At 63.3% G+C, this 26,466-nt stretch carries 29 protein-coding genes; 10 read left to right on the forward strand and 19 right to left on the reverse strand.

The genetic code is table 11. The annotated features are described in order from the left end of the window. Positions 1–6: 6 nt before the first annotated feature. The 5 genes from C8J33_RS03705 to C8J33_RS03725 all read left to right on the forward strand — a co-directional run bounded on the left by C8J33_RS03705 (position 7) and on the right by C8J33_RS03725 (position 6,082). Positions 7–2,136, forward strand: a complete 2,130-nt coding sequence (locus tag C8J33_RS03705; protein ID WP_132663175.1) for an FUSC family protein — start codon at positions 7–9, stop codon at positions 2,134–2,136. Beyond that, positions 2,133–2,651, forward strand: a complete 519-nt coding sequence (locus C8J33_RS03710) for a hypothetical protein (protein WP_132663176.1) — start codon at positions 2,133–2,135, stop codon at positions 2,649–2,651. Before C8J33_RS03705 ends, C8J33_RS03710 begins: the two co-directional genes overlap by 4 nt. 95 nt (positions 2,652–2,746) lie before the next feature. After that, positions 2,747–3,607, forward strand: coding sequence for an RNA methyltransferase (locus C8J33_RS03715; RefSeq protein WP_132663177.1), 861 nt, complete (start codon positions 2,747–2,749; stop codon positions 3,605–3,607). 1 nt (position 3,608) lies between these two features. Further along, positions 3,609–4,391 (forward strand): glutamate racemase, encoded by a 783-nt coding sequence (gene murI, locus C8J33_RS03720; RefSeq protein WP_132663178.1) that lies wholly within the window; start codon positions 3,609–3,611, stop codon positions 4,389–4,391. Between the two features lie 179 nt (positions 4,392–4,570). Further along, positions 4,571–6,082, forward strand: a complete 1,512-nt coding sequence (locus tag C8J33_RS03725; RefSeq protein WP_132663179.1) for an ATP-binding protein — start codon at positions 4,571–4,573, stop codon at positions 6,080–6,082. Position 6,083: 1 nt separating this feature from the next. Here C8J33_RS03725 and C8J33_RS03730 read toward each other — a convergent pair whose 3' ends face one another. Beyond that, positions 6,084–6,518: a TA system VapC family ribonuclease toxin gene (locus C8J33_RS03730; RefSeq protein WP_132663180.1), complete on the reverse strand. Its 435-nt coding sequence runs from the start codon at positions 6,516–6,518 to the stop codon at positions 6,084–6,086. Then, positions 6,515–6,790 (reverse strand): CopG family transcriptional regulator, encoded by a 276-nt coding sequence (locus C8J33_RS03735; RefSeq protein WP_132663181.1) that lies wholly within the window; start codon positions 6,788–6,790, stop codon positions 6,515–6,517. The genes C8J33_RS03730 and C8J33_RS03735 overlap by 4 nt, the downstream gene beginning before the upstream one ends. Positions 6,791–7,008: 218 nt before the next feature. Between C8J33_RS03735 and rpsD the strand changes: the two genes are divergently transcribed. The 4 genes from rpsD (at position 7,009) to C8J33_RS03755 (ending at position 10,523) form a co-directional block, all read left to right on the forward strand. Then, on the forward strand, positions 7,009–7,626 hold the full coding sequence (gene rpsD, locus C8J33_RS03740; protein WP_092933906.1) for a 30S ribosomal protein S4: 618 nt from the start codon (positions 7,009–7,011) through the stop codon (positions 7,624–7,626). Positions 7,627–7,728: 102 nt separating this feature from the next. Further along, positions 7,729–8,673 carry a glutaminase gene (locus C8J33_RS03745; protein ID WP_132447334.1) on the forward strand — a complete coding sequence of 315 codons (945 nt, stop codon included), beginning with the start codon at positions 7,729–7,731 and terminating at the stop codon, positions 8,671–8,673. A gap of 120 nt (positions 8,674–8,793) precedes the next feature. Beyond that, positions 8,794–9,699 (forward strand): tRNA 2-thiocytidine(32) synthetase TtcA, encoded by a 906-nt coding sequence (ttcA, locus tag C8J33_RS03750; protein WP_245507047.1) that lies wholly within the window; start codon positions 8,794–8,796, stop codon positions 9,697–9,699. Then, positions 9,696–10,523: an inositol monophosphatase family protein gene (locus C8J33_RS03755; protein ID WP_132663182.1), complete on the forward strand. Its 828-nt coding sequence runs from the start codon at positions 9,696–9,698 to the stop codon at positions 10,521–10,523. Before ttcA ends, C8J33_RS03755 begins: the two co-directional genes overlap by 4 nt. 76 nt (positions 10,524–10,599) lie before the next feature. Here C8J33_RS03755 and C8J33_RS03760 read toward each other — a convergent pair whose 3' ends face one another. The 8 genes from C8J33_RS03760 to C8J33_RS03795 all read right to left on the reverse strand — a co-directional run bounded on the left by C8J33_RS03760 (position 10,600) and on the right by C8J33_RS03795 (position 18,991). Next, positions 10,600–11,877, reverse strand: coding sequence for a multidrug effflux MFS transporter (locus tag C8J33_RS03760; protein WP_132663183.1), 1,278 nt, complete (start codon positions 11,875–11,877; stop codon positions 10,600–10,602). Positions 11,878–11,907: 30 nt separating this feature from the next. Then, on the reverse strand, positions 11,908–13,149 hold the full coding sequence (locus C8J33_RS03765; protein WP_165929721.1) for a multidrug effflux MFS transporter: 1,242 nt from the start codon (positions 13,147–13,149) through the stop codon (positions 11,908–11,910). Positions 13,150–13,575: 426 nt separating this feature from the next. Beyond that, a complete protein-coding gene (grxD, locus tag C8J33_RS03770; protein ID WP_110727936.1) occupies positions 13,576–13,911 on the reverse strand; it encodes a Grx4 family monothiol glutaredoxin in 336 nt (111 codons plus the stop codon). A gap of 141 nt (positions 13,912–14,052) precedes the next feature. Beyond that, positions 14,053–14,283 carry a hypothetical protein gene (locus tag C8J33_RS03775; protein ID WP_110734458.1) on the reverse strand — a complete coding sequence of 77 codons (231 nt, stop codon included), beginning with the start codon at positions 14,281–14,283 and terminating at the stop codon, positions 14,053–14,055. Between the two features lie 4 nt (positions 14,284–14,287). Beyond that, on the reverse strand, positions 14,288–14,521 hold the full coding sequence (locus C8J33_RS03780; RefSeq protein ID WP_062593005.1) for a BolA/IbaG family iron-sulfur metabolism protein: 234 nt from the start codon (positions 14,519–14,521) through the stop codon (positions 14,288–14,290). 65 nt (positions 14,522–14,586) lie between these two features. Further along, a complete protein-coding gene (gene purL / locus C8J33_RS03785) occupies positions 14,587–16,818 on the reverse strand; it encodes a phosphoribosylformylglycinamidine synthase subunit PurL (RefSeq protein ID WP_132663184.1) in 2,232 nt (743 codons plus the stop codon). Positions 16,819–16,921: 103 nt separating this feature from the next. Next, positions 16,922–17,515, reverse strand: coding sequence for an acyloxyacyl hydrolase (locus C8J33_RS03790; RefSeq protein WP_132663185.1), 594 nt, complete (start codon positions 17,513–17,515; stop codon positions 16,922–16,924). 66 nt (positions 17,516–17,581) lie between these two features. Further along, the gene (locus C8J33_RS03795; protein WP_132663186.1) at positions 17,582–18,991 is read right to left on the reverse strand and encodes a PLP-dependent aminotransferase family protein; all 1,410 of its coding nucleotides are present in this window, start codon (positions 18,989–18,991) and stop codon (positions 17,582–17,584) included. An 86-nt stretch (positions 18,992–19,077) separates the two neighbouring features. Between C8J33_RS03795 and C8J33_RS03800 the strand changes: the two genes are divergently transcribed. Further along, positions 19,078–19,353: a DUF1127 domain-containing protein gene (locus C8J33_RS03800; protein ID WP_132663187.1), complete on the forward strand. Its 276-nt coding sequence runs from the start codon at positions 19,078–19,080 to the stop codon at positions 19,351–19,353. 126 nt (positions 19,354–19,479) lie between these two features. Here C8J33_RS03800 and C8J33_RS03805 read toward each other — a convergent pair whose 3' ends face one another. The 9 genes from C8J33_RS03805 to purB form a co-directional block, all read right to left on the reverse strand. Next, complete coding sequence (locus C8J33_RS03805; RefSeq protein ID WP_110798964.1) at positions 19,480–19,869, reverse strand: hypothetical protein; 390 nt, start codon at positions 19,867–19,869, stop codon at positions 19,480–19,482. A gap of 64 nt (positions 19,870–19,933) precedes the next feature. After that, a complete protein-coding gene (gene purQ / locus C8J33_RS03810; RefSeq protein WP_132663188.1) occupies positions 19,934–20,605 on the reverse strand; it encodes a phosphoribosylformylglycinamidine synthase subunit PurQ in 672 nt (223 codons plus the stop codon). Then, the gene (locus tag C8J33_RS03815; RefSeq protein WP_110734465.1) at positions 20,602–20,859 is read right to left on the reverse strand and encodes a hypothetical protein; all 258 of its coding nucleotides are present in this window, start codon (positions 20,857–20,859) and stop codon (positions 20,602–20,604) included. The genes purQ and C8J33_RS03815 overlap by 4 nt, the downstream gene beginning before the upstream one ends. Positions 20,860–20,877: 18 nt before the next feature. Next, positions 20,878–21,120 carry a phosphoribosylformylglycinamidine synthase subunit PurS gene (purS, locus tag C8J33_RS03820; RefSeq protein ID WP_132663189.1) on the reverse strand — a complete coding sequence of 81 codons (243 nt, stop codon included), beginning with the start codon at positions 21,118–21,120 and terminating at the stop codon, positions 20,878–20,880. Between the two features lie 43 nt (positions 21,121–21,163). Continuing rightward, the gene (gene purC / locus C8J33_RS03825) at positions 21,164–21,928 is read right to left on the reverse strand and encodes a phosphoribosylaminoimidazolesuccinocarboxamide synthase (RefSeq protein WP_092933881.1); all 765 of its coding nucleotides are present in this window, start codon (positions 21,926–21,928) and stop codon (positions 21,164–21,166) included. Positions 21,929–22,118: 190 nt separating this feature from the next. Next, positions 22,119–23,954 (reverse strand): putative bifunctional diguanylate cyclase/phosphodiesterase, encoded by a 1,836-nt coding sequence (locus C8J33_RS03830; protein WP_132663190.1) that lies wholly within the window; start codon positions 23,952–23,954, stop codon positions 22,119–22,121. 95 nt (positions 23,955–24,049) lie between these two features. After that, positions 24,050–24,607 carry an RBBP9/YdeN family alpha/beta hydrolase gene (locus C8J33_RS03835; RefSeq protein ID WP_110727925.1) on the reverse strand — a complete coding sequence of 186 codons (558 nt, stop codon included), beginning with the start codon at positions 24,605–24,607 and terminating at the stop codon, positions 24,050–24,052. 85 nt (positions 24,608–24,692) lie between these two features. After that, positions 24,693–24,995, reverse strand: coding sequence for a PilZ domain-containing protein (locus tag C8J33_RS03840; protein ID WP_110798961.1), 303 nt, complete (start codon positions 24,993–24,995; stop codon positions 24,693–24,695). A 143-nt stretch (positions 24,996–25,138) separates the two neighbouring features. Continuing rightward, positions 25,139–26,440, reverse strand: coding sequence for an adenylosuccinate lyase (purB, locus tag C8J33_RS03845; protein ID WP_110798960.1), 1,302 nt, complete (start codon positions 26,438–26,440; stop codon positions 25,139–25,141). Between the last annotated feature and the right edge of the window lie 26 nt (positions 26,441–26,466).

Here is a 26,466-nt window from a genome sequence, read left to right on the forward strand (position 1 = left end):
ATGGCCATGGATGTCTTTTCCCTGCGTGACTGGCTGCTCGCCAACGATCCCGCCTTTTCGCGGCTGCGCACCGGGCTGCGGGTGACGCTGAGCGTCTGCCTGTCCGTCGGTCTTCTCGCGGCGTTGCATAGCTTCATCTTGCCCTTGCCGAAATCCGCCTATGCGCTGGCCATCACGCTGTCGATCCAGAGTGGCCTGTCGGTGAAGGACGCCTCGATGCGCGAGCAGTTCGTGACGCGGCTTATGGGCTGCGGCGTCTGCATCGGCGTCGTTGGGCTCGTCGCTCTTCTGGAAGAGAACCGGGTCGCCTCCGATCTCGCCTTCCTCGTGCTGATCTTCCTCGCCACTTACGCCAGGACCTTTGGGCCGCGCGGCTTTGCGCTCGGCATGTTCGCCTTCATGTCCTACTTCATCGGCGCCTATCTCCGGCCCGACCTCGGCGACCTGCCGGCCACGGCGCTGGGGCCGCTGACGGCGCTTCTGGTGGGGCAGGGCGTCCGCCGCTTCGTTCTGGCCGACGACTGGCGGGTCGATCTCGGTCGGGCGGTGGCGGCCGTGGAAACGCGCGTCGATCGCATCCTCGCCCGGATTTCCGCGAGGACCGGCGGGATCGACGAGCGTGACCGGCGGCAGATGGATCGGCAGGTGGAGCGGCTGAAGGATGCCGTGCTGATGGCGGAAAGTTTTGTGCCGACGCGGCCCGAGACGGAGGGGCGACACGATGCGGAACGGGACGATCCACGCCGGGTCGCGGTGACGATCTGCCTTTTCGAACTGCATGTCGCCGCCGAGAGCCTGGTCGTTCTCTCGCGGCAGGCCTTTCCGCCAGCGCGGCTGGTTGCCGCCCTGCGCGCCGGAACGCGGGAGCGGGTGGAACGGCTGGCCCGCAATGCCGCGCGATCGGCACCGGACGACATCTATTTGCAGGAAACGATCGATGCCTGCCTGTCGCTCGATGCTGTGCGGCGGCGGCTTGCCGTTGCGGTGCAGCGGTTCGTGGCGGCGCCGGATGTTTCGCGAGGGATGGAGGCGCCGGACAATGCTGGAGCGGTCGGGCTCAAGCTGGCAGGCTTCACCCTCTCCGACCCGGCGGTGCGCACGGCCATCCAGATCACGCTCGCCTCCGCCCTTGCCATGGTTTTCGGGCTGATGCTGTCGCGGGAGCGATGGTTCTGGGCGGTGCTGTCGGCCTTCCTCGTCTTTACCAATACGCGATCCCGCGGGGATACGGCGATGCGGGCCGTCCAGCGGTCCATCGGGACGCTGTTCGGCATCTCCGTCGGTCTCGTGGCAGCGAGCCTGCTGCAGACGATGACGCCGGTGATTCTCGTTCTCGCCGCCGTCTGCGTGTTCCTCGCGTTCTACCTCCTGGCCATCTCCTATGCCGCCATGACCTTCTTTGTGTCGATCGTGCTGGCGCTGGTCTACAGCCTGATCGGCAGCCTGACGCCGGAGGTGCTGATCCTACGGCTCGAAGAGACGGTCATCGGCTCGCTCGCGGGGTTGGCGGTGGCCTTTCTGGTCTTTCCTGCACGGACGGAAACGCTGGCGGGCGAGGCGCTTCACCGCTGGTGCACAGCGCTGCGGCGCCTGTTGACGGATGCGGCGGAAGGGCGCAGCGGCTTCGATCTGATCCACCGGTCGCAGGTGCTGGAGCGGGCCTATGCCGAACTTTCCTCGGTCGTCCGGCCGCTCGGATCCTCTTGGCAACTGGTGACGCGGCCGGGCGTCGTGCGGCAAACGCTGATGACTTTGATGACGGCGACCTACTGGGCGCGGACCTTTGCCGGCGGGCTCGCGGCCGATCCGTCCCGCAACGGGCTGGACTTCCACGTCGTCGGCGCAGGGGAAGCAGACGAAGGCGGCCTCCCGTCTGCGCAGATGGTGCCGCTGGTGGCGGAGGCGCTGGCCGCCGTCGACCGGATCGAGGCGAAGGGTGGCGCGTTATTTTTGACAAAGCGAATGGCGCTGCCGCGCAAGCGCCGTCATTTCCGCCTATCGCGGCAATCGTCCCTCGTCGGTCTGGAGATGATCGCGCTGACGCTGTCGCGGCTGGAGCCGGAGCTGCAGGCGGGGGACGCGCCACAGACATCCCCGCCGACCAAGCCGGGGCCGCATCAGGAGAGCCGCGCGTGAAACGAACCCTTCTCTTTACCCTTTTTGCCCTCGCCGGCACGGCGGCACATGCCGCCGATGTCGCGGCGCCGGTCAAGGAAATCATGGCGGAAGCGCAGAACGGCTGGTCGGAAAATCCGGTCGGGGAACCTCGCGACTATTTCGATGACGAGCGCCTGAAGCGGATCTACAGCCAGGATTTCGTGCGGGTCTATAAGGATGCGACCCGTTTTCCCGCATTCGAGGATGGCGATTCGCCGCTCGATTACGACCCGATCGTCAGCGGGCAGGACAGTTGCTCGCTGAAGGACGTGAAGATCGTGCCCGCAGCACCCGTGACCGGGCGCGCCGATGTGGCTGTTACCTTCGACAATATATCCTGCCTCGAAGATCCGGGCGACCGGAAGCCCGCCGAGCTGCATTTCATCGTGGTCGAGGAGAACGGGCATCCGGTCATCGACGATATTCTGCGCGGCGGCGAGCAGGGCTCGCTGAAGGGCGAACTGGCCGCCATCGCCGCGCAGGGCGCGCAGTAGGCCCCCGTCTTTCAAAACCGGTCGATCTGTGCGACGAAGCGGCGATATGTGACGGGTGCCGTTTCGGATGCGGCACCGCTTGGAATGGGGACGATATGGCAGGCACGAACAGCGAGCGCCCGCTTCTGGCGGAGGGACCGGCGATCATTCTGGTTCATCCGCAGCTCGGCGAGAACATCGGCATGGTTGCCCGGGCGATGGCGAATTTCGGGCTGGCCGAACTGCGTCTCGTCAACCCGCGCGATGGCTGGCCGAGCGAAAAGGCGCAGGCCGCCGCCAGCCGGGCCGACCACGTCATCAACGCGGCCAAGCTGTACGAGACCACGGAAGAAGCCGTTGCCGACCTCAATTTCGTCTATGCGACGACGGCGCGCGACCGATACGGCTACAAGCCGGTGCGGGCGCCGGGCGTGGCGGCGGAAACGCTGCGCGGCCGTTTCGCCAAGGGCGAGAAGACCGGCATTCTCTTCGGTCGTGAGCGCACGGGCCTCACCAATGAAGAGATCGCGCTTGCCGACGAGATCGTGACGTTTCCGGTCAATCCGGCCTTCGCCTCGCTCAATTTGGCGCAGGCCGTGTTGCTGATGTCGTACGAGTGGATGAAGACGTCCATGGTCTCGGAGGACCAGACATCCTTCCAGGCGCTGCCACAGCAGCCGGCGACCAAGACCGATCTGCAGGGGCTATTCGATCATGTGGAAGAAGCGCTCGATTCGCGGGGCTATTTCCGGCCGCTCGCCAAGCGCCCGAAGCTGGTCGACAATTTGCGGGCGGTTCTGACGCGACCGGCCTTCAGCGCCACCGAAATCCGCGTCATCCGCGGCGTCATCTCCTCGCTCGACCGCTTCTCTCGGGAAACGCCGCGCGGCGCGGGCGCGCCCGCCGATGGACGGAGCGGGGCCGGTCGTCCTGTCGCGTCGCCGGACACGATAACGCCGGACGAGAGCGAGGGCTGACATGAAGCCGGTTCTCGTCTTCGACAGCGGTATCGGCGGACTGACGGTGCTGCGCGAGGCGCGGGTGCTGATGCCGGAGCGGCATTTCATCTATGTCGCTGACGATGCGGGCTTTCCCTATGGCGGCTGGACCGACGAGGCGGCGCTCAAGGCGCGGATCATCGGCCTTTTCGCAGACCTTCTCGCGCGGCACGATCCCGAGATATGCATCGTCGCCTGCAATACGGCGTTTACGCTGGTGGGGGCTGACCTTCGCGCAGCTTTTCCGCAGATGCGCTTCGTCGGCACGGTTCCCGCGATCAAGCCGGCGGCGGAGCGGACGCGCTCCGGCATGGTCTCGGTGCTCGCCACCCCCGGCACGGTCAAGCGTGCCTATACCCGCGATCTCATCCAGTCCTTCGCCGCGCAGTGCGACGTGCAGCTTGTCGGCTCGCAGCATCTGGCGGCGATGGCGGAGGCCTATATTCGCGGAGAGACGGTGGAGGATGCCGCCGTGCTGGCGGAGATCGCGCCGTGTTTTCGGGAGATTGACGAGCGCCGCACCGACATCGTCGTGCTCGCCTGCACGCATTACCCCTTCATGGCGAACCTGTTCCGCAAGCTTGCGCCCTGGCCGGTGGACTGGCTCGATCCGGCCGAGGCCATCGCCCGGCAGGCCCGCCGGCTGGTGCCCGCGTCTGAGAGCTACGTGCCGCTGACGGGCATCGATCCCGCGATCTTCACCTCGGCAGCGCCTGACTTCTCCACGCGGCGGCTGCTGCAAGGGTTCGGGCTGACGGTGTAGCCGCCGCTTTAAGTCCTTGTTTTGCCGCATGTCGTTCTCGCAAAATCGCTGCACACTTTTGCGCGACGTGCTTTAGCTGTGGGTTGCGCCCAATGACGGGCGCGAGACGGCGCAAATTCTGATAGTCATTAAGACTGCCGGCGTGGCGGCGCGGCATTCCAGACGAGAACGAGGGTTTCATGAAGGTCGGCATCGACATGGGGACGGCGATGGACGGCGCGTCCGTACCGCTCGATATCGAAGAATTGCTGGCGACGCGCCTTCTGGTGCAGGGCAATTCCGGTTCCGGAAAATCGCATCTGCTCCGCCGTCTTCTCGAGCAATCCGCGCCCTGGGTGCAGCAGTGCATCATTGACCCGGAAGGCGACTTCGTGACGCTGGCCGACAAGTTCGGCCATGTCGTTGTCGAAGGCGAGCGGACGGAGGCGGAGCTTGTGGGCATCGCCTCGCGCATCCGTCAGCACCGCGTCTCCTGCGTTCTCTCGCTCGAAGGGCTCGATATCGAGCAGCAGATGCGCACCGCCGGCCTTTTCCTCAATGCGCTGTTCGATGCGGACCGGGAGTTCTGGTATCCGATCCTCGTGGTCGTGGACGAGGCGCAGTTGTTTGCGCCCTCGGTCGGCGGCGACGTGACCGAAGAGGTGCGCAAGCTCTCGCTCGGCGCGATGACCAATCTGATGTGCCGCGGCCGCAAGCGCGGTCTCGCCGGCGTGATCGCGACCCAGCGGTTGGCGAAGCTTGCCAAAAACGTGGCAGCGGAAGCCTCCAACTTCCTGATGGGACGCACCTTTCTCGATATCGACATGGCGCGCGCTGCCGACCTGCTCGGCATGGATCGGCGGACGGCCGAAATGTTTCGCGATCTGAAGCGGGGCTCTTTCGTCGCGCTCGGGCCCGCATTGTCGCGTCGGCCCTTGCCGGTAACGATCGGGACGGTGGAGACCTCGGCACGCTCGACGAGCCCGATGCTGACGCCGCTGCCGGAGGCGATGGCGGATGTGGAAGACCTGATCTTCACGCCCGACCCGGACGAACTCACGCGGCCGCTGACGCGCCGCACGGCGCCGGCGCCCCGGCCGGCGACGGATATTCTGGCCGAACTCTCGCGTCCTCGCCCGGAACCCGTGGCACCCATGGAGGCGCGTCCGCAGCAGCCGGACATGCCGCCGGCCGACCGGGAGGCGCTGCTCGACCAGATCCTCGCCGAAATCCTCGATCATCCCGGTGCGGCCTTCCGCGCCGACGCGGAGCTGTTTCAGGACTTTCTCGTGCGCTGCCGTATCCGCCGCGTGCCGGGTGCAGCGCTTTCCCTGTCAGCCTTCCGCCGCAAGATGGCGATCAGCCGCTCCGGCGTCGATGCCGATACGGCTGCGAGCGACGCCTGGAAGACGGCGCTCGATCTGTCGCGGCAGGTGACGGAGGATCTGCAGGGCGTGTTTCTCAACGTTGCGCAGGCTGCCTTGCGGGGGCTGCCATGCCCCTCCGACCTGATGATCGCGCGCGCCTACGGCACCCATTCCTCACGCCGCGCCCGCCGTCTGCTTGGCTATTTCGAGGAGCAGGGGCTGATCGTCGTGCACGGCAATGCGGCCGGCCGACGGATCGTTGCGTTTCCCGATCTGAATACAGAGACGGCGCCGGGCGATCCAAATGCTGCGCTCGATATGGACGAGCGGAGTGCTGCGGAATAGGTCAGGTCGGGATGAGGTGAAGAGCGTCTGCGCCGCAGATGACGGTTGTCACATCGATATGACGGTCGAAGGTCGCAAGCCTGCCACCCTTCGACGCGGCAAGGCCGAGGAGATAGGTATCGGTGATTTGATTGTGGTGGGTGATTCTCTCGAGGGAAAAGAGAGAGGCGTTTGCGAGGCTGACGTCATCCTCCCAAGAATGCCGTCTGGCACGTTTTGCTATCATATCGATCATTCCGGAGACGACGACGGCTGAGCCTGGGTAACGGACATAGGTTCGGTTGCTCAGTATCCGAATGACGCCGTTCTCCGTGATCGGGCATGTGGCCCAGCCATCCTCGCCGAGATCACGTATCCATTCGTGTGCGGCGCTATGAAACGGACTGCCGGCGTCCAGCAGCGCGATCAGGACATTCACATCGAGAAGATAGATCATACCTCTTCGTCTCGAAGCGCGTTGACCATCTCCAGAGTTGTGACCGGGGTGCCCGGGGTATAAGGGAGAATCGGAAATCCGTTTCTCTCCACTCCCGTCGGCGATCGTTCAAGGGAGCCGCGCACGAGGTCGGAAACAATCTCGTCGAACGTTTTCTTCTCGCGTGCGGCCATTCCTTCGACGGCGTCAACGAGGTCTTCATCGATCCTTGCAGTCCGCGGCATGACGTTCTCCACATCCGAGAGGTCTTTATACCTGACAACATCGGTCACCTCAACGCATGCCCTATGTTGACAATTCCATGACTTGCCCCTAAACACCGCGACAACGCCGGGCCGCAAAGCCCGGTGTTTTATTTGACATGTCCCGTGGCGTCTCCGTTAGCTTAATGCGAGAGGCCTGTCAGAACGGCGCAAGCGGTTCAGAGGAGGGCGTGTTTCCTTCATCCTGTCTGGCAACGGACGGGTGCAACGTTCTGAAAGGAAATGCGATGAGCAAGCGCGAATCGTCCAAGTACAAAATCGACCGCCGTATGGGCGAGAACATCTGGGGTCGTCCGAAGTCCCCGGTGAACCGCCGCGAATACGGCCCCGGCCAGCACGGCCAGCGTCGCAAGTCCAAGCTTTCGGACTTCGGTGTTCAGCTGCGCGCCAAGCAGAAGCTGAAGGGCTACTACGGCGACATCCGCGAGAAGCAGTTCCGCGCGACCTACGATGAAGCCAACCGCCGCAAGGGTGACACCTCGGAGAACCTGATCGGTCTGCTCGAATCGCGTCTCGACGCGATCGTGTACCGCGCCAAGTTCGTTCCCACGGTCTTTGCTGCCCGTCAGTTCGTCAACCACGGCCACGTCACGGTCAACGGCGTTCGCGTCAACATCGGTTCGTACCGCTGCAAGGTCGGCGACGTCATCGAAGTTCGCGAAAAGTCCAAGCAGCTCGTTTCCGTTCTCGAAGCCGTCGGCCTCGCAGAGCGTGACGTTCCCGACTACATCGAAGTCGATCACAACAAGATGGTTGCGACCTTCGCACGCATCCCGTTCCTTGCAGACGTGCCTTACGCCGTCATCATGGAACCGAACCTCGTCGTCGAATTCTATTCGCGATAAGCTTTTGGCCAGGCTTCGGCCTTGCACATTCGGGAAAAAGCCGCTCCATTCGGGGCGGCTTTTTTCATGCGAAGAACCGCCTGGCAACGACGTGAGGACCCCATGTCGGATACGGAACATCTCGATCTCCAGTCGGTGCTCGATGACATCTATGCGGCCGTCGAGCCGCGGCGCGGCGAAGGGAAGGTCGCGGACTATATCCCGCAACTCGCCCGGATTGATCCGAAGAGCTTCGGCATGGCGATCGTCACGGTCGATGGCAAGGTGTTTTCGGTCGGCGATGCCGCGGTTCCGTTTTCGATCCAGAGCATTTCCAAGGTCTTCACGCTGACGCTGGCGCTCGGCAAGCATGGCGAGCGCTTGTGGAAGCGGGTGGGGCGCGAGCCGTCGGGTTCCGCCTTCAACTCGATCGTGCAGCTGGAGCATGAGGGCGGAAAGCCGCGCAATCCCTTCATCAATGCCGGCGCCATCACCATCAGCGACCTCATTCTCGCCGGCCACACGCCGCGCGAGGTGATCGGCGAGATCCTGCGCTTCATGCGGATGCTGGCCGATGACGAGGATATCTCGATCGATCCGCAGGTGGCGAAATCGGAGGCCGCGACCGGTTTCCGCAATGCGGCGCTCGCCAATTTCATGCGGTCCTTCGGTAAGCTCGATCATCCTGTGGAGCATGTGCTCGGCGTCTATTTCCACCACTGCGCCATTGCGATGACCTGCGTGCAACTTGCCAAAGCCGGGCTCTTCCTCGCCAATAACGGGCAGCAGCCGGGCACCGGTCATTCAATCGTGTCGCGGCAGCGGGCGCGCCGTATCAACGCGCTGATGCTGACCTGCGGCCATTATGATGGCTCCGGCGATTTCGCCTATCATGTCGGTCTTCCCGGCAAGAGCGGCGTCGGCGGCGGCATCATGGCGGTGGCGCCGGGTAAGGCCGCGGTTGCCGTCTGGTCGCCGGGGCTGAACGAGAACGGAAATTCGCAGCTCGGCTCGGTGGCGCTGGAGATGCTGGCAAACCGCACCGGATGGTCCGTGTTCGGCGCGTAACGCGATCCTCGGATCGATTTGTCTTGATCTTGACACGTCCGGCGGGCATGGCAGGCCATCCAAACGCATCCGCGTGCCTGTCGGCCTCCTGCCGAAGAGCCTCTGCCGGAAAGCCCGTCGATGACACCTGATTCCATGCTGCTGAACGACGATCCCAAGGGATCGCACATCGAACCTCTGGCCGAACCGCCCGCCGATCTGCCGGCGATCTTCCGCGGCATGCCGGACAGCGTCAGCTTCAACAAGCTACGCAAGCGCCTCCTGCGCAATGTCCGTCAGGCCATCGAGGATTTCGGGATGCTGAACGGCCAGAAGCGCTGGCTGATCGGGGTGTCCGGCGGCAAGGACAGCTACAGCCTGCTGGCGCTGCTGATCGACCTGCAATGGCGCGGCCTGCTGCCGGTCGAGCTGATTGCCTGCAATCTGGACCAGGGGCAGCCCAATTTTCCCAAGCACATCCTGCCGGAGTATCTCGCGTCCATCGGCGTGCGTCACCGCATCGAGTATCGCGATACCTATTCGATCGTGAAGGAGAAGGTGCCGGCGGGCGGGACCTATTGCGCGCTCTGTTCCCGCCTGCGGCGCGGCAATCTCTACCGGATCGCCCGCGAGGAGGGCTGCGACGCCCTCGTTCTCGGCCATCACCGTGAGGACATTCTCGAGACGTTCTTCATGAACTTCTTCCACGGTGGGCGGCTGGCGACGATGCCGGCGAAGCTCGTTAATGACGAGGGCGACCTGACGGTGCTCAGGCCGCTGGCCTATGCGGCGGAAGACGATCTCGCGAAATTCGCTGCCGCCATGCAGTTCCCGATCATTCCCTGCGACCTTTGCGGCTCGCAGGACGGGCTGGAGCGCAATGCGATGAAGGCGATGCTGGCCGACATCGAGGCCCGCATGCCCGGCCGCAAGGACACGATGCTGCGCGCGCTCGGCCATGCCAACCCGTCACACCTGCTCGACCCCAAGCTTTTCGACTTCCAGTCGCTGACGACGCAACCTACAAAAACGGAGCCTCTTTCATGACCCGCGAGATCGACATTGCCGGACTGGCCAACCTGCTGCAGGAGGCCGCCGCAATCGAAATCATGCCGCGCTTCCGCAATCTTTCGAGCGGCGACGTCCGGATGAAGACGGAGGCGATCGATCTCGTCACCGAGGCCGACGAAGCGGCGGAGCGGCTGATCAAGGCGCGCATCGGCGATGTCGTTCCCGGTGCGCTGTTCATCGGCGAGGAGTCTGTTGCCGCCGATCCGGCACTTCTGGACAAGCTTGCCGGCGCCGACCTCGCCGTGATCGTCGATCCGATCGACGGCACTTTCAACTATGCCGCGGGCATGCCGCTGTTCGGCGTGATGGCGAGCGTGATTGCAGGTGGCGAGACGATCGCCGGGATCATCTATGATCCGATGGGCAATGACTGGGTGATCGCGGAGAAGGGGGCCGGCGCGTGGCTTTGCCGTGCAGACGGATCGCAGGACCAGCTTTCGGTCACCCCGGCGCCGGCGACGCTTGCGGATCTCGTTGGCTGCGCGTCCACGGGGTTCTATGCGCCGGACGCGCGCCGGACCATCATGGGCAACATGGCCAGCGTGCGGATCGCGACCAGCTACCGCTGCGCAGCGCATGAGTACCGCGCCTTCTCCGCCGGGCACTTCCACTTTCTGATGTATCAGAAGCTGATGCCGTGGGACCATCTGGCGGGTTGCCTGATCGCAGAAGAGGCCGGCGCCTATGTTCGCCGCTTCGATGGTTCGCGCTACCAGCCGCAGCATCTGGATGGTGGTCTGCTGGTCGCGTCCGACGAGGCAAGCTGGCATCTGCTGCGGGAGAAGGTTTTCACGATCTGACGTCTTGGACAGACTGTGATACCAAAAAGGGCGGCCAGTGGCCGCCCTTTTTCGATTCTGCCGCCAAGGCTGTTCGTCAATGGCCGCCCATGCCCGGTTCCATCTCCGGCTCGTCGCCGGGGTGGGTGAAGAGCTGTCCGCGTTCGGCCCAGAGCACGGCGAGGATGGTGAAGATGCCGAAAAGGGCGAAGCCGACGAAGAGCGGGCGTACCGTGCCGTCGAACATCTGCCCGATCATGCCGCCGAGGAGTGCGCCGCCGGTGGTGGAAACGAAGCCGGTGACCGCCGTCGCCGTCCCCGCAATATGGCCCATGGGTTCGAGGCAGATGGCGGTGAAGTTCGTGGTGATGACGGCGAAGAACATCAGCATGACGCTGAGCATCAGGTAGGTGAAGAGGAAGGATGGCGTGCCGAAGAATGCGACGCCGACCGCGAGCAGCCCGAGCGCCGTGAAGATGATCATGCAGGCATGGGAAATGCGGCGCATGCCGAAGCGGCGGACGAAATAGCCGTTTATGAAGTTGGCAACCGCGATGCCGGAGGCCGTGCCGGCAAAGGCGATCGGCAGCCAGTCGCCGAGGCCATAGACCGTTCCGAAGATCTGCTGCACCGTGACGATGAAGGTGCAGATGACGGCGGTGAACAGCGTCAGGCCGAGCATGTAGCCGCAGGTAATGCGGTTGGTGAGGACCGTGCGGAAGCCGCCGGAGATTGCTGCGACGGAGAGCGGCAACCGCTCGGAGACGGGCAGCGATTCGCGCATGCGCAGGCTCGCCCAGACGAACAGGATCGCGCCGATGACGCCGAGCAGAATGAAGATCCAGTGCCAGTCGGCATAGGTGAGCACGGCCTGGCCGAAGGACGGCGCGAGGATCGGTACCAGCATGAAGACGATCATGATGTAGGACATGACCCGCGCCATCTCGCGGCCATCGAAGCAGTCGCGCGTGATCGCCGTGGTGGTGATGCGGATGGCGGCGCCGCCGACGCCTTGGGCGAAGCGGAAGGCGAGGAGGGCCGTAAAACTCTCCGTCCAGGCGGCGGCAAAGGTCGTGACCGTGAAGATGGCCAGGCCAAGCAGCAGGATCGTGCGCCGACCGAAGGCATCCGCAAGGCTGCCGAAGACCAGCTGGGCGAAGCCGAAGCCGAAGAAGTAGACGGCGATGACCAGCTGCGCGTCGTTCGGATTGGGAACGTTGAGCGAGCTGGCGATATGCGGTAGCGCGGGGAGCATGCTGTCGATGGCGACCGCGATGCTCGCCGTCATCAAAGCGATGGTGACGACGAACTCGCGGAAGCCGAGCCCGATGCGTTGCGAGCCTTGCGGCAAAGGAGGCTGGGAGGGAGTGGACATACGGATCTCGATCTTAAGGGCGGTTGGGGCTCAGCCGGCGGGATGGTGGTGATCGGACGAGAACAGGCGCCCGCGCTCGGCCAGAAGCACGAAGAAAAGGCCGATGATGGCGACGGACATGAAGCCGAATGCCAGCGGCGTGACCGTGCCGTCGAAGGCCTGGCCGATTATGGCGCCGATGAGGGCGCCGCCGATGGTCTGCATGAAGCCGATAACGGAGGAGGCCGTGCCGGCGACATGGCCGAGGGGTTCCATGGCCATGGCGTTGAAGTTCGCGCCGATCAGGCCGAACTGGAACATGGCGCTGCCGTAGAGGATGGCAAACAGCCAGAAAGGCAGGAAGCCGGCTGCGGAGAACAGGGCCCAAACGGCGCTGGCTGCTACGAAGAGCAGAAGCGCGATGTGGGATACCCGGTGCATGCCGTAGCGGCCGACGAGGCGCGAATTGGTAAAGGACGCCACGGCCATGAGGCCCGCGAAACAGGCAAAGACCAGCGGGAAGTAATTGCCGAGGCCGAACACGCCGACCATGACCTGCTGGGCCGAATTGATGAAGCCGAACAGTGCGCCGAAGATAAAGGAGATCGACAGTGCGTAACAGAGCGCCGTGCGATTGCCGAGAACGATGGCGAAGGACGCGGCGATGCCCTTGATCGTGAAGGGGCGCCGGTTCTCCGGGGCAAGCGTCTCCGGCAGGTAGAGCACGACGAGCACGGTCGCGAAGAACGCGTAGATGGAGATGACCAGGAAGATCATGTGCCATTCGGCAAACAGCATGACCAGCTGGCCGATGCTTGGCGCGATGACGGGCACGACCATGAAGACCATCATGACGAGTGACATGACCTCCGCCATCATGCGTCCGCCATAGATATCGCGGACGATGGAGACGCTGATGACGCGGGTGGCGGCAGCGCCGAGGCCCTGCACGAAGCGCAGAGCGAGCAGCGCACCGAAGCTCGGCACGAAGACGATGGCGAAGGCACAGAGCGCATAGATCACCAACCCGGCGATCAGCGGCATCTTGCGCCCGAACCTGTCGGATAGCGGCCCGAAGAAGAGCTGGGCGCTGCCCATGCCGATCAGGTAGGAGGTGATCACGAACTGGCGGCTGTTCTCGTCGGCAACGCCGAGGCTTTGGCCGATCTCCTGCAAGCCCGGCAGCATCATGTCGATCGACAGCGCGTTGATCGACATCAGCATGGCCATGATGGCGATGAACTGACCCTTCGACAACGGCATCGCGATGGCGGGTTCCGTGGTGGACGTCATTTTCAAAAGTCCTTCCATCCCGCCGCTTTGCGGCAGGCGATCCGACGGAAGCACGCGGCAGCGCCGCGCATCGGCCGGACGTTCAGCCATAGGTCGTAGCCGATCTCTAGATCAAGTGATCGCTTGATCGGGGATCATTTGCCCATAGCGCTTTTCAACGAAATCTGCCGGAAACCGGCCATGATGGGAGGCATCGCTGCTGTCCCGGTGTGTCTGTGAGAGGACGGATCACCGCATGATTCGGAACCCTGATCAAACATATCGCGGTGCTCGCGGCTTCGGTAGCGCAATCCGGCAACAGCTGCGTGACGACATATCGACCGGCAGCTGCCGCGTATTTACTTTTCAACGGGTCGGGATGCCGCGGCTGAAAACAATGACCCCGGCGCGAGGCCGGGGACCAGATATCTTGCAGAGGAAGCCGGATCAGGCCGAAGCTTTGACCTCGACGCCGTTTTCCTGCAGATGCGTCTGAAGCTCGCCGGCCTGGAACATCTCGCGGACGATATCGCAGCCGCCGATGAACTCGCCCTTGATGTAGAGCTGGGGAACCGTCGGCCAGTTCGAATAGTCCTTGATGCCCTGGCGCAAATCCGCATCCGCGAGAATGTTGACGCCCTTGTAGTCGACGCCGAGATATTCGAGGATCTGCACGACCTGTCCCGAGAAGCCGCACTGCGGAAACTGCGGGGTGCCCTTCATGAAGAGCACGATGTCGTTGGTCTTGACCTCGTTGTCGATGAAATCGTGGATGCCGGTCATACTTGAATTCCTTCTCTGTCCCGCTTCAAGGACGGGTGTCGATAACAGTCACATAGCATGCCGCGTCGCAGTTTTCACCCATCCCGGTCGAAAAAAGGATGGGACCTCCGCATGGAGCGGAGAAACCCTCGACACTTGGTATTAGACGCGCTTCTGCTTGCTGCGCGCAGCCGCGGTGCGTTTGCGGCTGACTTGCTTCTTCGGCGCCATGGCCTTGATGATCGCATCTTTGACGAGCCCGGTCACAACGCCGGTCGGGGTGCGGGCCTGCCGGCGCGTCCGTTTCGTCGTGCCGGTGCCGCTCTTCTTCAGGATCTCCTTCAAGACCCCGTCGACGACGCCTGCCACCAGCATCTTCATCAGGCCGGCCATAAGCTTACTCCGGAACCGATGTCTGCAGGGCAAGCGCGTGGAGCACGCCGCCCATATTGCCCTGCAGCGCGTTGTAGACCATCTGGTGCTGCTGCACCCGGCTCTTGCCGCGGAAGGCTTCCGCGACGACTTCGGCCGCATAATGATCGCCGTCGCCGGCGAGATCGCGTATGGTCACCTGCGCACCGGGAATGCCGGTCTTGATCATGTCCTCGATATCGCCCGGTTTCATCGCCATGGGGTGTTCTCCTTGTTCCCGTACGGGTTAACCCGCTCGGGCCCGATCCGGTTCATTCTGTGGCTTTATTCGGTCGCAGGCAATTCGCCGGACATGAAGTCAGGGAACCACGATTCATACGCCTTTTGCAATCTCTCGATCGGAACGGCGCGGGCCGTGCCGAGCGTGACGGTCGCGCCGCCCGTTTTGCCGATGACAGGCGCATAAACGCCGCGGATTTCGGCGATGTTCTGGATCTCCTCGACATCGTCGGTCTTGACCGTGACGACGTAGCGGGCCTGATCCTCGCCGAAGAAGACGGGAATAGGGTCGCGGCCTTCAACGGCATCGATCGTCGCGCCGATGTCGGAGGCGATCGCCATTTCGGCGATGGCAAGGGCAAGACCGCCGGACGAGCAATCGTGGACGGATGTGACGAGGCGATCGCGGATGAGTTCGCGGACCAAGTCGCCGGACTTGCGTTCAAGCGCCAGATCGACATGCGGCGGCGGGCCGTCGGTGCGGCCGTGGATGTCGCGCATGTAGACGGACTGGGCGAGGTGGGTTCCGAGTTCTACCGGCGCGCCGACGAGCAGGATTGTCTGGCCTTCGGCTGCGAAGCGAATACGGGCCATCTTCGACCAGTCGTCGATGAGTCCGACGCCGGCAATGGTCGGGGTCGGCAGGATCGCCTGACCATGCGTCTCGTTGTACAGCGAGACGTTGCCCGAGACGATCGGGAAGTCGAGCGCGAGGCAGGCTTCTCCGATACCCTTGATGGCATGAACCAGCTGGCTCATGATCTCGGGCTTTTCAGGGTTGCCGAAATTCAGGTTGTCGGTGGCCGCCAGCGGCAGCGCGCCGGTCGCGGTCATGTTGCGCCAGCATTCGGCGACAGCCTGCTTGCCGCCTTCGAAAGCATCGGCCTCGACATAGCGGGGCGTGACGTCGGAGGAGAAGGCGAGTGCCTTCGTGGCGTGCCCCTCGACGCGCACGACACCGGCATCGCCGCCCGGCAGCTGCAGCGAGTTGCCTTGGATCAGCGTATCGTACTGCTCGTAGACCCAGCGGCGCGAGGCGTTGTTCGGGGATCCCACAAGCTTCAGCAGCGCATCCGCGATGTCGGCCTGGGGAATGTCATCCGCGGCAAGCGGAGCCGGTACGTTGGCCGGCGTCCAGGGGCGATCATATTCCGGGGCTTCGTCGCCGAGTTCCTTGATCGGCAGGTTCGCGACTTCCTCGCCCTGATGGAGAACGCGGAATCGCAGGTCGTCCGTGGTCTTGCCGACGATGGCGAAGTCGAGGCCCCATTTGACGAAGATCGCCTTGGCGACCTCTTCTTTGGAGGGCTCGAGCACCATGAGCATGCGCTCCTGGCTTTCCGACAGCATCATTTCATAGGCCGTCATGCGCTCTTCACGCACCGGCACCTGATCGAGGATCAGTTCGATGCCAAGCCCGCCCTTGGCGCCCATCTCGACGGCCGAGCAGGTGAGGCCGGCAGCGCCCATATCCTGAATAGCGATAACGGCGCCCGTCTTCATCAGTTCGAGGCAGGCTTCCAGCAGGCACTTTTCGGTGAAGGGGTCACCGACCTGCACGGTCGGACGCTTCTCTTCAATCGATTCGTCGAATTCTGCCGAGGCCATCGTCGCACCGCCCACACCATCGCGGCCGGTCTTCGCGCCGAGATAGACGACCGGCAGGCCGACGCCCTTGGCTTCCGACAGGAAGATCGCGTCGGTCTTGGCGAGGCCCGCCGCGAACGCGTTGACGAGGATGTTGCCGTTGTAGCGGGCGTCGAACTCGACTTCGCCGCCGACCGTGGGAACGCCGAAGGAATTGCCGTAGCCGCCGACACCGGCGACGACGCCGGAGACGAGGTGGCGGGTCTTCGGATGATCCGGCGCGCCGAAACGCAGCGCATTCATGGCCGCAATCGGCCGCGCGCCCATCGTGAACACGTCACGCAGGATGCCGCCGACGCCCGTTGCTGCGCCCTGATAGGGCTCGATGAAGGAGGGGTGGTTGTGGCTTTCCATCTTGAAGACGACACAGTCGCCATCATCGATATCCACGACGCCCGCATTTTCACCGGGGCCCTGGATGACGCGCGGGCCCTTGGTCGGCAGCGTCTTCAGCCATTTCTTCGAGGATTTGTACGAGCAGTGCTCGTTCCACATGGCGGAGAAGATGCCGAGTTCGGTAAAGCTCGGCTCGCGGCCGATCAGATCCAGGATGCGCTGGTATTCGTCCGGCTTCAGGCCGTGGGAGGCGATGAGGTCCGGCGTGATCGGGCGGGCATTTGAGATGGCCATGTGAAGGTTCCCTGAGACGTTGGCCGGTTCTTAGCCGAAGCCCGCCCGTCGCGCGACAGGAAAATGCCGTGGGAATGCTGCCAAATGGCGGTAAAAGTGGTTTTCAGAATTGATAACCGACCATCAGGCCTGCCCGCGTGAAGCCGCCGTTCGGGCCGTCGCAGAGCTTGGCATGGGAGGCGTGTTCCACCTGACCGATGAGGCTCCATTTTGCATCGAGGCGATAGCCGACGGCGGCGTATTCGTGGAACAGCAGCCGGCAGCCGAGGCGGGGGCCATCCTCACCTGACCCATCGAGATTGCCGTCATGGACGAGGCCGCCGAAGCCGGCTTCGAGAAAGAGCTTGGGGCTGACGTCGAAGGTCCAGTTCAGGCCGGCAAAAGCCAGATTGGCGCCGTTGCCTATGCCGATCTCCCCGCCGACATGGACGCGCGGACGGGCCAGCGCATCTCGCCAGTCGGTGGCCGCGCCGCGGTCGAACGGATCGAAGAACAGGGTGGCCGAGGGGAAGGCGCCGTCTTCGTGAAGGTTGCCATCGGCAATGGAGGCCGTCGCGCCGAAGCGCAGCTCATCGAAGGTGCCGTCACCGGCGGAGGCCGGCAATGCAAAGCCAAGCTGCCCGCTAACGAGAAGGAAGCATGCCAGCGCCAAAGGGCGGCGGCTCGGCTTCGGCTGGGTGTTGCCGGCAGGAATCATGTGAGTGTCCACACTTATGAAGGTCGTGCGTGGACTGAAGCAGGTCTGTCTTGCGGGAGGCTTGCCTCAACTGGCGCTGTCGTAGCCGGCAAGACCTCCGTCCAGCACGTTCCGGAGCATATGGAAGCCGCGGCGGACATCCTCGCGGCCGTGATTGGAAAAGGCGATGCGGACCCGGTGGTGCACCTTGTCGGAGCGTCCGGCCTTGAACTCGTCCTCGCCATCGATCAACACGCCGGCCTCGAAGGCGGCCGCCTTGAACGTGCCCGCCAGCCAGGGCTCGGGCAATTGCAGCCAGAGGAAGGGGATCTGGGGGAGGGACCGGAAATCGTGTCCGCTGAGGATATCGCGGGCGAGAGCCTCCCGTGCCTCCAGTTCCGCAACGACGCGGCTGAGGATGGCTTTGGCTTCACCGGACAGCACCAGCCTTGCGGCGCATTCCGCCAGCAGGAACGCGGTGCCGCCGGTCAGCATCTTGTGGGCGATCTTCACGCGGGCGGCGAAGTGCGGCGGGCAGGAAACCCAGCCGCCGCGAACGCCGGGTGCGACAGACTTCGACAGGCCTGACACGACGAAGGTCCGCTCCGGCGCGAGCGCTGCAAGCATCGGCTGAGTGTCGTTCGTGAGCACGCCGTAGATGTCGTCCTCGATCAGCAAGACATTGTATCGCCGGGCAATGGTTGCAATCGCCTGACGCCGCGTGCGATCCATCGTGGCCAGCGTGGGATTCTGCAGGGTCGGCATCAGGAAGACGACGGCCGGGTGCTGCTGCTGGCAGATGCGCTCGAAATCCTCCGGCACGAGGCCCTGCGCATCGATGTCCCCGGCAAGGATGCGCCGGCCCATGAGGCTGAGCGCGCGAGCGACCTGGCTGTAGGTCATGTTTTCAAACAGGATGCGATCACCCGGCGCCGTCACCGCCGTAACGACGGAGACAATGGCGGCGTGGACGCCCTGCGTGACGACGATACCCTCGACATCCGGCACCCAGCCGGCGCGCGCCATCCAGGCGGCGCCCGCTTCCTGCCAGTGGGTGGGCGCCGCGCGCGTATAATCGGCGATCTCCGTCGGATGGTCGGAGACGACCTGCGCCAGAATCTCCTGGATGACATGCGCCTGTCCGACATGCGATGCCCCGGTCGCATCGAAGCGCAGCTTGCCCGTCGGCGCCTCGAAAGGACGTGTGCCGGCTAAGGATTTCATCGAATCTGATGTCGTGTCGGGAGTGGTCTTCCGTTCGCGGACATAGGTGCCGCGCCCGACTTCGCCGGCCACCAGCCCGCGTTCGTGCACCAGGGTATAGGCGCGGCTGACAGTGCCGAGGGTTACGCCGATATCAAAGGCCAGATTTCGCTGTGCCGGCAGTTTTTCACCGGGCGGCAGGGCGCCGCTGTCGATCGCAGCCTCGATGGACTGCGCGAGCTTGAGATAGAGCGGTCCGTCGCCGGCCGAGAGATCAGGAAGCCAATTTGTCATGGTGACAATAATGACATTGCTCGATTGTGTTTGTCAATTGTACGCATTGATCCGAAACGATTTTGCAGGACTTGGGAGCAATCACGATGTCGGTCAGCCAGTATAATGATACAATTGAAACAATTTATCCCGATAGTTTCGAGCGTGAGCGGTTGTTCCGATCAAGCGGCGACATGGTTTCGCCACCACGTCCGATAAGGCGTGGCTTTCTCGGACGGATGAGGGAAAGATTTGCCGAATGGCGGATGAAGCGTGCGGGACGGCTCGTGCTCAGGGATCTGACGGACGATCAGCTGAACGATGTCGGCCTGACGCGCTGGGAGGTTCGCGAGGAGCTTGGCAAGTCGTACTTCATCGAGTGAGTGCTGGCACCGTATCGTCCGGTCAGCACTTCACTCGATGTATTCAGATCAGAGAGACTTGGTAGAGTCATAGGCGCGTCGGCGACGGCGGAGCACAACAGATGCGGGCCCGGCGGCGAGACGGGATCAGCAGCCTTTTTCGCCAGCCATCCAGCGCTTGATGTCGCCTGTCATGCGGGTGCCGACCGGTTCGCTGAACAGGGGACCGAAGGCATCGACCTTGGCCGGATGGCCTTCGGCCTGGATGACCGCAAGCGGGCGGGCTTCAGGATTGTTGCGCTTGACGAGCAGGATGCGCGGGCGGCCGGAGAAGGAATTGAGTTCCGGTGCCAGGCGGTAGGCCTTGAAGGCGGCGTCCCCCGACTTGAACCAGCAGGCATTGGCGCTGAGAGCAATGCGCTCCATCGTCGGCAGCGCCGCGACGTTGCGGACGGGTGCTGGCTCCGGTGCCGACTGACAGCCGGACAGGAGAGCCGCAATGGCGGCAGCGATGGAGGACAGGCAGGCAGGATTCATCGCTGGATCTCGGTATGGGTCCGGCTACGCCGGAAGCTATGTCGGAAAGAATCGCGGCCGATGATCAGGCCGCGATGACGTCGAGAGCCGAGGCGAACAGGGCGCGACCGTCCGAGCCGCCATGCGCGGCTTCGATCAGGTTTTCCGGATGTGGCATCATGCCGAGAACATTGCCGCGGGCATTGGTGACGGCCGCGATATCGTTCATCGAGCCGTTCGGATTGGTACCGGCCGCATAGCGGAAGACGACCTGGCCGTTGCCTTCGATCTCCTCCAGCGTTTCAGGATCGGCGAAGTAGTTGCCGTCGTGATGGGCGACCGGGCAGCGGATGATCTGGCCTTCCGCATAGGCGCGGGTGAAGTCCGTCGAAGCGTTGACCACTTCGAGCTTGATTTCCTTGCAGACGAACTTCAGCGATGCGTTGCGCATCAGCGCACCCGGCAGAAGGCCGGCCTCCAGCAGGATCTGGAATCCGTTGCAGACGCCCAGCACGCGGACGCCCTGTTCCGCCTTGGCCTTGATCGCTTGCATGACGGGCATGCGGGCGGCAATAGCGCCGCAGCGCAGGTAATCGCCATAGGAGAAACCACCGGGAATGACGATCAGGTCGACATCCGGAATTTCGGTTTCCGTCTGCCAGATGGTGACCGGCGGCTTGCCGGAGATCATGGTCAGGGCGGTGATCATGTCACGGTCGCGGTTGAGACCGGGGAGCTGAACGACGGCGGACTTCATGGATGCGGATCGAACCTTGCCTGTGCCTCGGCGAGCTCACGCAGCTCGAGGCGGTTTTCAATGCGGTCGAGACGGGTCTCATGGCGTCCGAGGACGCCATAGATGTTGTGAATGTCCTGCTGAACGGAAACGAGCGTGCCACGCATGCTCTGCATCTCGCTCTTCAGTTCACCGATGGACAGATCCAGCTTGTCGAACCGCTGATGAAACCTCTTCAGCAACTCGTACATCAGTTCATTCGTGACCTCTGCCATGCCACTCTCCCGCAACCTTCAGTCGAGGGAGATAGTATAGTTCTCGATCACGGTGTTTGCCAACAGCTTATCGCACATGGCCTTTACGTCGGTTTCGGCTTTCGCGCGGTCGTCGGTGTCGACCTTGACGTCGAACACCTTGCCCTGGCGAACCTGGCCGATGCCTTGAAAACCGAGGGCGCCGAGGGCGCCTTCGATGGCCTTGCCTTGCGGGTCGAGAACGCCGTTCTTGAGCGTTACGGTTACGCGTGCGGTGATCACTTGTCGTTTTCCTCGAAACTGGATGCTCTCGGGTTCTGGCGGCTTACTTGACCAGAACCGGACCGGAACCGCGCGGCGGTTCGTTTTCATTCATGATGCCGAGACGGCGGGCGACTTCCTGATAGGCTTCGACCAGGCCGCCCATATCGCGGCGAAACCGGTCCTTGTCCATCTTTTCCTTCGTCACGACGTCCCAGAGACGGCAGCTGTCGGGCGAAATCTCGTCGGCCAGGATGATCCGCATCATGTCGCCTTCGAACAGGCGGCCGCATTCGATCTTGAAATCGACCAGCTGGATGCCAACGCCGAGAAACAGGCCGGTCAGGAAGTCGTTGACGCGGATGGCGAGCGCCATCACGTCGTCCAGCTCCTGCGGGCTCGCCCAGCCGAAGGCCGTGATGTGCTCTTCGGAGACCATGGGGTCATCGAGTGCGTCGGCCTTGTAGTAGAATTCGATGATCGAGCGCGGCAGCACGGTGCCTTCCTCGATTCCGAGGCGCTTGGACAGCGATCCGGCCGCGACATTGCGCACGACGATCTCAAGCGGGATGATCTCGACTTCCTTGATCAACTGCTCGCGCATGTTGAGGCGGCGGATGAAGTGGGTCGGGATGCCGATGCGGTTCAGATGCGTGAAGATATATTCGGAGATGCGGTTGTTCAGCACGCCCTTGCCATCGATGACGTCATGCTTCTTCTTGTTGAAAGCGGTGGCATCGTCCTTGAAGAACTGTATCAGCGTGCCCGGCTCGGGGCCCTCATAGAGGATCTTGGCCTTGCCTTCATAGATTCGGCGGCGACGGTTCATAGACTCTGTCTCATATTGTTGTGGGCGCTGGGAGATGCGCCTTTTCGTTGGTGCAGTCGGGGCATGTTTTTCTCCCGGGTCCATAGCGGAAAAGAAAACATTTCACAATCGGCGTCTGATCTGTCCGCGGGAAACGCGAGGGTCGATCGCTGCATTGCAGGCCTGCGCCGGCCTCATGGCGGCGGCCGGATCATTCCGCGGCAGGGGGAGAACCTTCCGTTGCAAGAGCCGTATCAGCGGTTGCCGGCAGGCGCGCGCGCAGGAAGGCTTCTATGTCCCGCGTCCCCATGGGGCGGGCGAGGGCATACCCCTGCAGGACGTCACACCCCATCGTCCGGAGCAGATCGATCTGCGCCTGCGTCTCGACGCCTTCCGCAACGATCTCGATATCGAGCGCATGGCCCATTTCGATGATCGCGGCGATCAGGCGACGATGGCGTTCGCCGCGTGTCAGCGGGGCGATGAGCGCCCGATCGATCTTCAGCCGCTTCGGGTGAAGTGTGGTCAGCCCGAGGACGGAGGCGTGGCCTGTGCCGAAGTCGTCGATCTCGATGGCGATACCGGCTTTGCGGATGCGATCGATGGCTTTGGACATCTCGTCGTCCAGGGCATCGAGGAAGATCGATTCGAGCATTTCGAAAACGAAGGTACCCTTGGGGAAACTCTGCGTCGGGAAGGAAACGAGCAACTGGGGATCGAGCAGGCGGCGGGCGGAGATGTTGACGGACATGCGGGGGACATCGAGCCCTTCGAGCCTCCAGCGCAGAAAGTCCGCGCAGGCTTTCTCCGCCAGAGACCGGTCGATGCGCCACATCACGTCGATATCTTCGGCGATCTTCAGAAACCGGTCCGGCGCGAGGACGCCGTGCTGGGGATGCTGCCAGCGCGCCAGGGTTTCGACACCGCTGATCTCGAGCGTCTTTGCATCGAACTGCAGCTGGTAAAACGGCATGAAAGCGTCGTCGTCCAGCCCGCGCAGGATGTCGTCGGCTGTCTGTTTGATGGCGCGGTTTCGATTCTCCAGCTCTGCCGTGAAGAGAACGGTGCGGCTGCCCTTCTGCGCCTTGGCAGAGGATAGGGCGATCGCGGCATTGATCAGCGCCTGGCGTCCGTCCACATCGTCGCCGGTCCGGGAAAGCCCGATGCTGACGCCACAGCGACAGAGGTGGCCGTCGCAGGGGATAGGTGCTTCCAGGATGCGAATGACCTCCTCTGCGATCTGCGCCGCATTCTCCGAGCGCTCGCCGGCCCCCAGCACGAGTGCGAACTCGTCGCCTCCGATGCGCGCAAGCCATTCGTCCTGGAAACGCAAACTTTCCAGCAGACCGGCCACGTGAACGATGGCGGCATCACCCGCCCGATGGCCGAGCGTATCGTTGATCTCCTTGAAGCGGGAGAGGTCGATATGCAGGATGGCGTGGGCGGGACGAGGACCGTCCGGGGGTGCCGGGAGGCTATCCAGCCAGCGCAGGAGAGCGTGCCGGTTCGCAAGGCCCGTCAGCTGGTCCTGCAGGGCGCGACGCTCGATCTCGCGCCAGGCGCTCTCCAGTGCCTCGTACCGGGTTTCGGACAGCGTGCGGGCCTGTTCGAGGCTCTGCTGCAGCATGACGTCTTCCGTCACATCCCAATTGGCGCCGAGCAGCCGGTGGTGGCCTTTACCGTCGCGGAACGTCACCGAGCGGGAGTGGAGGTAGCGAACCTCGCCATCAGGTCGGATGATCCGGAACGCATTGAAGAAGGGTTCCCCGGAGGCGATTCCCGCATTGATCGTCGCCCAGGTTCGATCGCGGTCTTCGGGATGGAGGGTCTTTTCGAGCAGATCGCCCTCATCTTCGTCGGGCCGGTCGCCGTAGCCGAAGATCTGCATGAGGACGGCATCACGCGTGACACGGCCCGTCTCCAGATCCGCATCGAACACGCCGATCTTGGAAACATCGAGTGCGAGCCTCAAGCGCCGGGAGACGTCGTCCGGCGGAACCATGTCGAGGGGAGCGCTGTCGCTCTGGCTGCCAGGTTCGCTCGTCACATCCACGTCCGCCCAGCCCGGGGAGTATCGCCCGAGACAGGTTCGTCTTCAGGCACCTTTCCATCTATCAGGATTCACCCAGATATACGGGTAAGTCAAGGCTTTAGGCGGCTGAGGAACTGGGCGAAGACCATCGTACCTTCGGGCCACGGTCCGTGGCCCGATTCAGCGTTGAGATGACCCGACTCACCTGCATCCACGAGCGTAGAGCCCCAGGCATTGGCGATGTCTCCGGCATGCTCGTACGATCCGAAATGATCGTTGCGGCTGGCGACGATCATGGAGGGAAAGGGAAGCGGGTCGCGCGGGTAAGGTCCGAACGTCATCAGATGCTTCGGTCGGATTTTCGGGTTCTCGACATCCGGTGGAGCGACGAAGAAGGCGCCGGCGATCTTGTGCTGGTTTTCCTTGGAAATGGCATGAACGGCTGTGGCGACGCCGAGGGAATGCGCGACGATGACCACCGGCTTGGTTGCCGCCTCGATCTCTTCGTTCATCCGGGCGACCCAGTCCTCGCGCACGGGCTTCACCCACTCCGCCTGTTCGACGCGGCGTGCCGAGGCGAGCTTGCTTTCCCAGCGGGTCTGCCAGTGGCCGGGACCGGAGTTGGTATATCCGGGAACGATGAGGATGTCTGCTTCCGAGGCTTTCATGATGTCGCGATGTGCGGTGGCAAACCTTCGTTGTCAAGACCTGAGGGCGTCAAGCACCGCGTTTGGCGCATGTCGCGAGCGTCGCCTATCGGAAAAGTTTATAGTAGGAGGCAATTTTGGCGCTGGTGTTCGAGGAGGTCATCAGGCGAACGCCGATCTGATCGCCGCGGGCCCACTGCACCATGCCGTTCAAGCGTCCGAGTTCTTCGGTGTCGATGATGACCGCCTGGCCCTGTGTTGCCTTGATGTCGTAGGCCAGTTGCAGGTTCATGCCCGCATCCGAGAGATCGACCACGGTTCCTGTGCTCGTCTTGTCCCGGCAGGTGACGCGCCCCGTCAGCTTGACGCGGGACCGCGCTTCTCGTTCCATACCTATTTGTGCCGGCATGTCGGTTTTGCTCCCCCTCGTCTGCATGTTAGCTGCAGTTAACAAAGTATCGGGAAGCATTCACCAAAGTCTTGCGCGGAACGGTCGCATTCTAGCGAATGCGACCGTTCCGGCGATTTCGGAGCGGATCTGCGTGAGGCGGATCAGCCGAAGACGCGACGGAAGATCGTGTCCACATGCTTGGTGTGATAGCCGAGGTCGAACTTCTCGCGGATGTCGGCTTCCGGCAGGTAACCCCGGACCTCTTCGTCGGCGAGCAGCTCTTCCAGGAAGTCCTTGCCCTGTTCCCACACACGCATCGCATTGCGCTGGACGAGGCGATAGGCGTCCTCGCGCGAGGCGCCGGCCTGGGTGAGGGCAAGAAGGACGCGCTGCGAATGGACGAGGCCCCGGAACTTGTTGAGGTTGCCCATCATGTTGTCGGGGTAGATCAGCAGCTTGTCGATAACGTTGGTCAGGCGTGCGAGGGCGAAATCGAGCGTTACCGTCGCGTCCGGGCCAATCATGCGCTCGACGGAGGAGTGCGAGATGTCGCGCTCGTGCCAGAGGGCGACATTTTCCATGGCGGGAATCGAGAAGGCGCGCACCATGCGGGCGAGGCCTGTCAGGTTCTCGGTCAGAACCGGATTGCGCTTGTGCGGCATGGCCGACGAGCCCTTCTGGCCCGGCGAAAAATACTCCTCGGCTTCCAGAACTTCCGTGCGCTGCAGATGGCGGATTTCGGTCGCAACGCGCTCGACCGACGACGCGATGACGCCGAGGATGGCGAAGTACATGGCGTGGCGATCGCGCGGGATGACCTGCGTGGACACCGGTTCCGGCTTCAGGCCGAGGGCCGCAGCCACATGTTCCTCGACGCGCGGGTCGATGTTGGCGAAGGTGCCGACGGCGCCCGAGATCGCGCAGGTGGCGATTTCCTCGCGGGCGGCGACGAGGCGGGCACGGCAGCGCTCGAACTCGGCATAGGCCAGCGCCAGCTTCACGCCGAAGGTGGTGGGCTCGGCGTGGATACCGTGCGAGCGGCCGATGGTGACCGTATCCTTGTGCTCGAAGGCGCGGCGCTTCAGGGCCTCCAGCAGGCGGTCCATATCGGCCAGCAGCAGGTCCGTCGCCTTGACGAGCTGGACGCTGAAGCAGGTGTCGAGCACGTCCGACGACGTCATGCCCTGATGGACGAAGCGGGCGTCCGGGCCGACGATTTCGGCGAGATGCGTGAGGAAGGCGATTACGTCATGCTTGGTGACGGCTTCGATCTCGTCGATCCGGTCAACGTCGAACGTGGCTGCGCCACCCTTTTCCCAGATGGTGCGCGCGGCGTCCTTGGGGATGACGCCGAGATCGGCAAGCGCGTCGCAGGCATGCGCCTCGATTTCGAACCAGATGCGGAACTTGGTTTCGGGCGACCAGATGGCGACCATTTCCGGACGGGAATAGCGGGGGATCATCGGCTGTCAGCTTTCTCTCGGATATC

The organism is Rhizobium sp. PP-CC-3G-465, from assembly GCF_004343445.1.
Taxonomy (GTDB): domain Bacteria; phylum Pseudomonadota; class Alphaproteobacteria; order Rhizobiales; family Rhizobiaceae; genus Ferranicluibacter; species Ferranicluibacter rubi.

Bases quoted from the DNA above. Each gene is read 5' to 3' on its own strand.
- C8J33_RS03705 (WP_132663175.1), top strand. From the start codon at position 7: ATGGATGTCTTTTCCCTGCGTGACTGGCTGCTCGCCAACGATCCCGCC.
- C8J33_RS03715 (WP_132663177.1), top strand. From the start codon at position 2,747: ATGGCAGGCACGAACAGCGAGCGCCCGCTTCTGGCGGAGGGACCGGCG.
- murI (WP_132663178.1), top strand. From the start codon at position 3,609: ATGAAGCCGGTTCTCGTCTTCGACAGCGGTATCGGCGGACTGACGGTG.
- C8J33_RS03725 (WP_132663179.1), top strand. From the start codon at position 4,571: ATGAAGGTCGGCATCGACATGGGGACGGCGATGGACGGCGCGTCCGTA.
- C8J33_RS03730 (WP_132663180.1), bottom strand. From the start codon at position 6,518: ATGATCTATCTTCTCGATGTGAATGTCCTGATCGCGCTGCTGGACGCC.
- rpsD (WP_092933906.1), top strand. From the start codon at position 7,009: ATGAGCAAGCGCGAATCGTCCAAGTACAAAATCGACCGCCGTATGGGC.
- C8J33_RS03745 (WP_132447334.1), top strand. From the start codon at position 7,729: ATGTCGGATACGGAACATCTCGATCTCCAGTCGGTGCTCGATGACATC.
- ttcA (WP_245507047.1), top strand. From the start codon at position 8,794: ATGACACCTGATTCCATGCTGCTGAACGACGATCCCAAGGGATCGCAC.
- C8J33_RS03755 (WP_132663182.1), top strand. From the start codon at position 9,696: ATGACCCGCGAGATCGACATTGCCGGACTGGCCAACCTGCTGCAGGAG.
- C8J33_RS03760 (WP_132663183.1), bottom strand. From the start codon at position 11,877: ATGTCCACTCCCTCCCAGCCTCCTTTGCCGCAAGGCTCGCAACGCATC.
- C8J33_RS03765 (WP_165929721.1), bottom strand. From the start codon at position 13,149: ATGACGTCCACCACGGAACCCGCCATCGCGATGCCGTTGTCGAAGGGT.
- grxD (WP_110727936.1), bottom strand. From the start codon at position 13,911: ATGACCGGCATCCACGATTTCATCGACAACGAGGTCAAGACCAACGAC.
- C8J33_RS03775 (WP_110734458.1), bottom strand. From the start codon at position 14,283: ATGGCCGGCCTGATGAAGATGCTGGTGGCAGGCGTCGTCGACGGGGTC.
- C8J33_RS03780 (WP_062593005.1), bottom strand. From the start codon at position 14,521: ATGGCGATGAAACCGGGCGATATCGAGGACATGATCAAGACCGGCATT.
- purL (WP_132663184.1), bottom strand. From the start codon at position 16,818: ATGGCCATCTCAAATGCCCGCCCGATCACGCCGGACCTCATCGCCTCC.
- C8J33_RS03790 (WP_132663185.1), bottom strand. From the start codon at position 17,515: ATGATTCCTGCCGGCAACACCCAGCCGAAGCCGAGCCGCCGCCCTTTG.
- C8J33_RS03795 (WP_132663186.1), bottom strand. From the start codon at position 18,991: ATGACAAATTGGCTTCCTGATCTCTCGGCCGGCGACGGACCGCTCTAT.
- C8J33_RS03800 (WP_132663187.1), top strand. From the start codon at position 19,078: ATGTCGGTCAGCCAGTATAATGATACAATTGAAACAATTTATCCCGAT.
- C8J33_RS03805 (WP_110798964.1), bottom strand. From the start codon at position 19,869: ATGAATCCTGCCTGCCTGTCCTCCATCGCTGCCGCCATTGCGGCTCTC.
- purQ (WP_132663188.1), bottom strand. From the start codon at position 20,605: ATGAAGTCCGCCGTCGTTCAGCTCCCCGGTCTCAACCGCGACCGTGAC.
- C8J33_RS03815 (WP_110734465.1), bottom strand. From the start codon at position 20,859: ATGGCAGAGGTCACGAATGAACTGATGTACGAGTTGCTGAAGAGGTTT.
- purC (WP_092933881.1), bottom strand. From the start codon at position 21,928: ATGAACCGTCGCCGCCGAATCTATGAAGGCAAGGCCAAGATCCTCTAT.
- C8J33_RS03835 (WP_110727925.1), bottom strand. From the start codon at position 24,607: ATGAAAGCCTCGGAAGCAGACATCCTCATCGTTCCCGGATATACCAAC.
- C8J33_RS03840 (WP_110798961.1), bottom strand. From the start codon at position 24,995: ATGCCGGCACAAATAGGTATGGAACGAGAAGCGCGGTCCCGCGTCAAG.
- purB (WP_110798960.1), bottom strand. From the start codon at position 26,440: ATGATCCCCCGCTATTCCCGTCCGGAAATGGTCGCCATCTGGTCGCCC.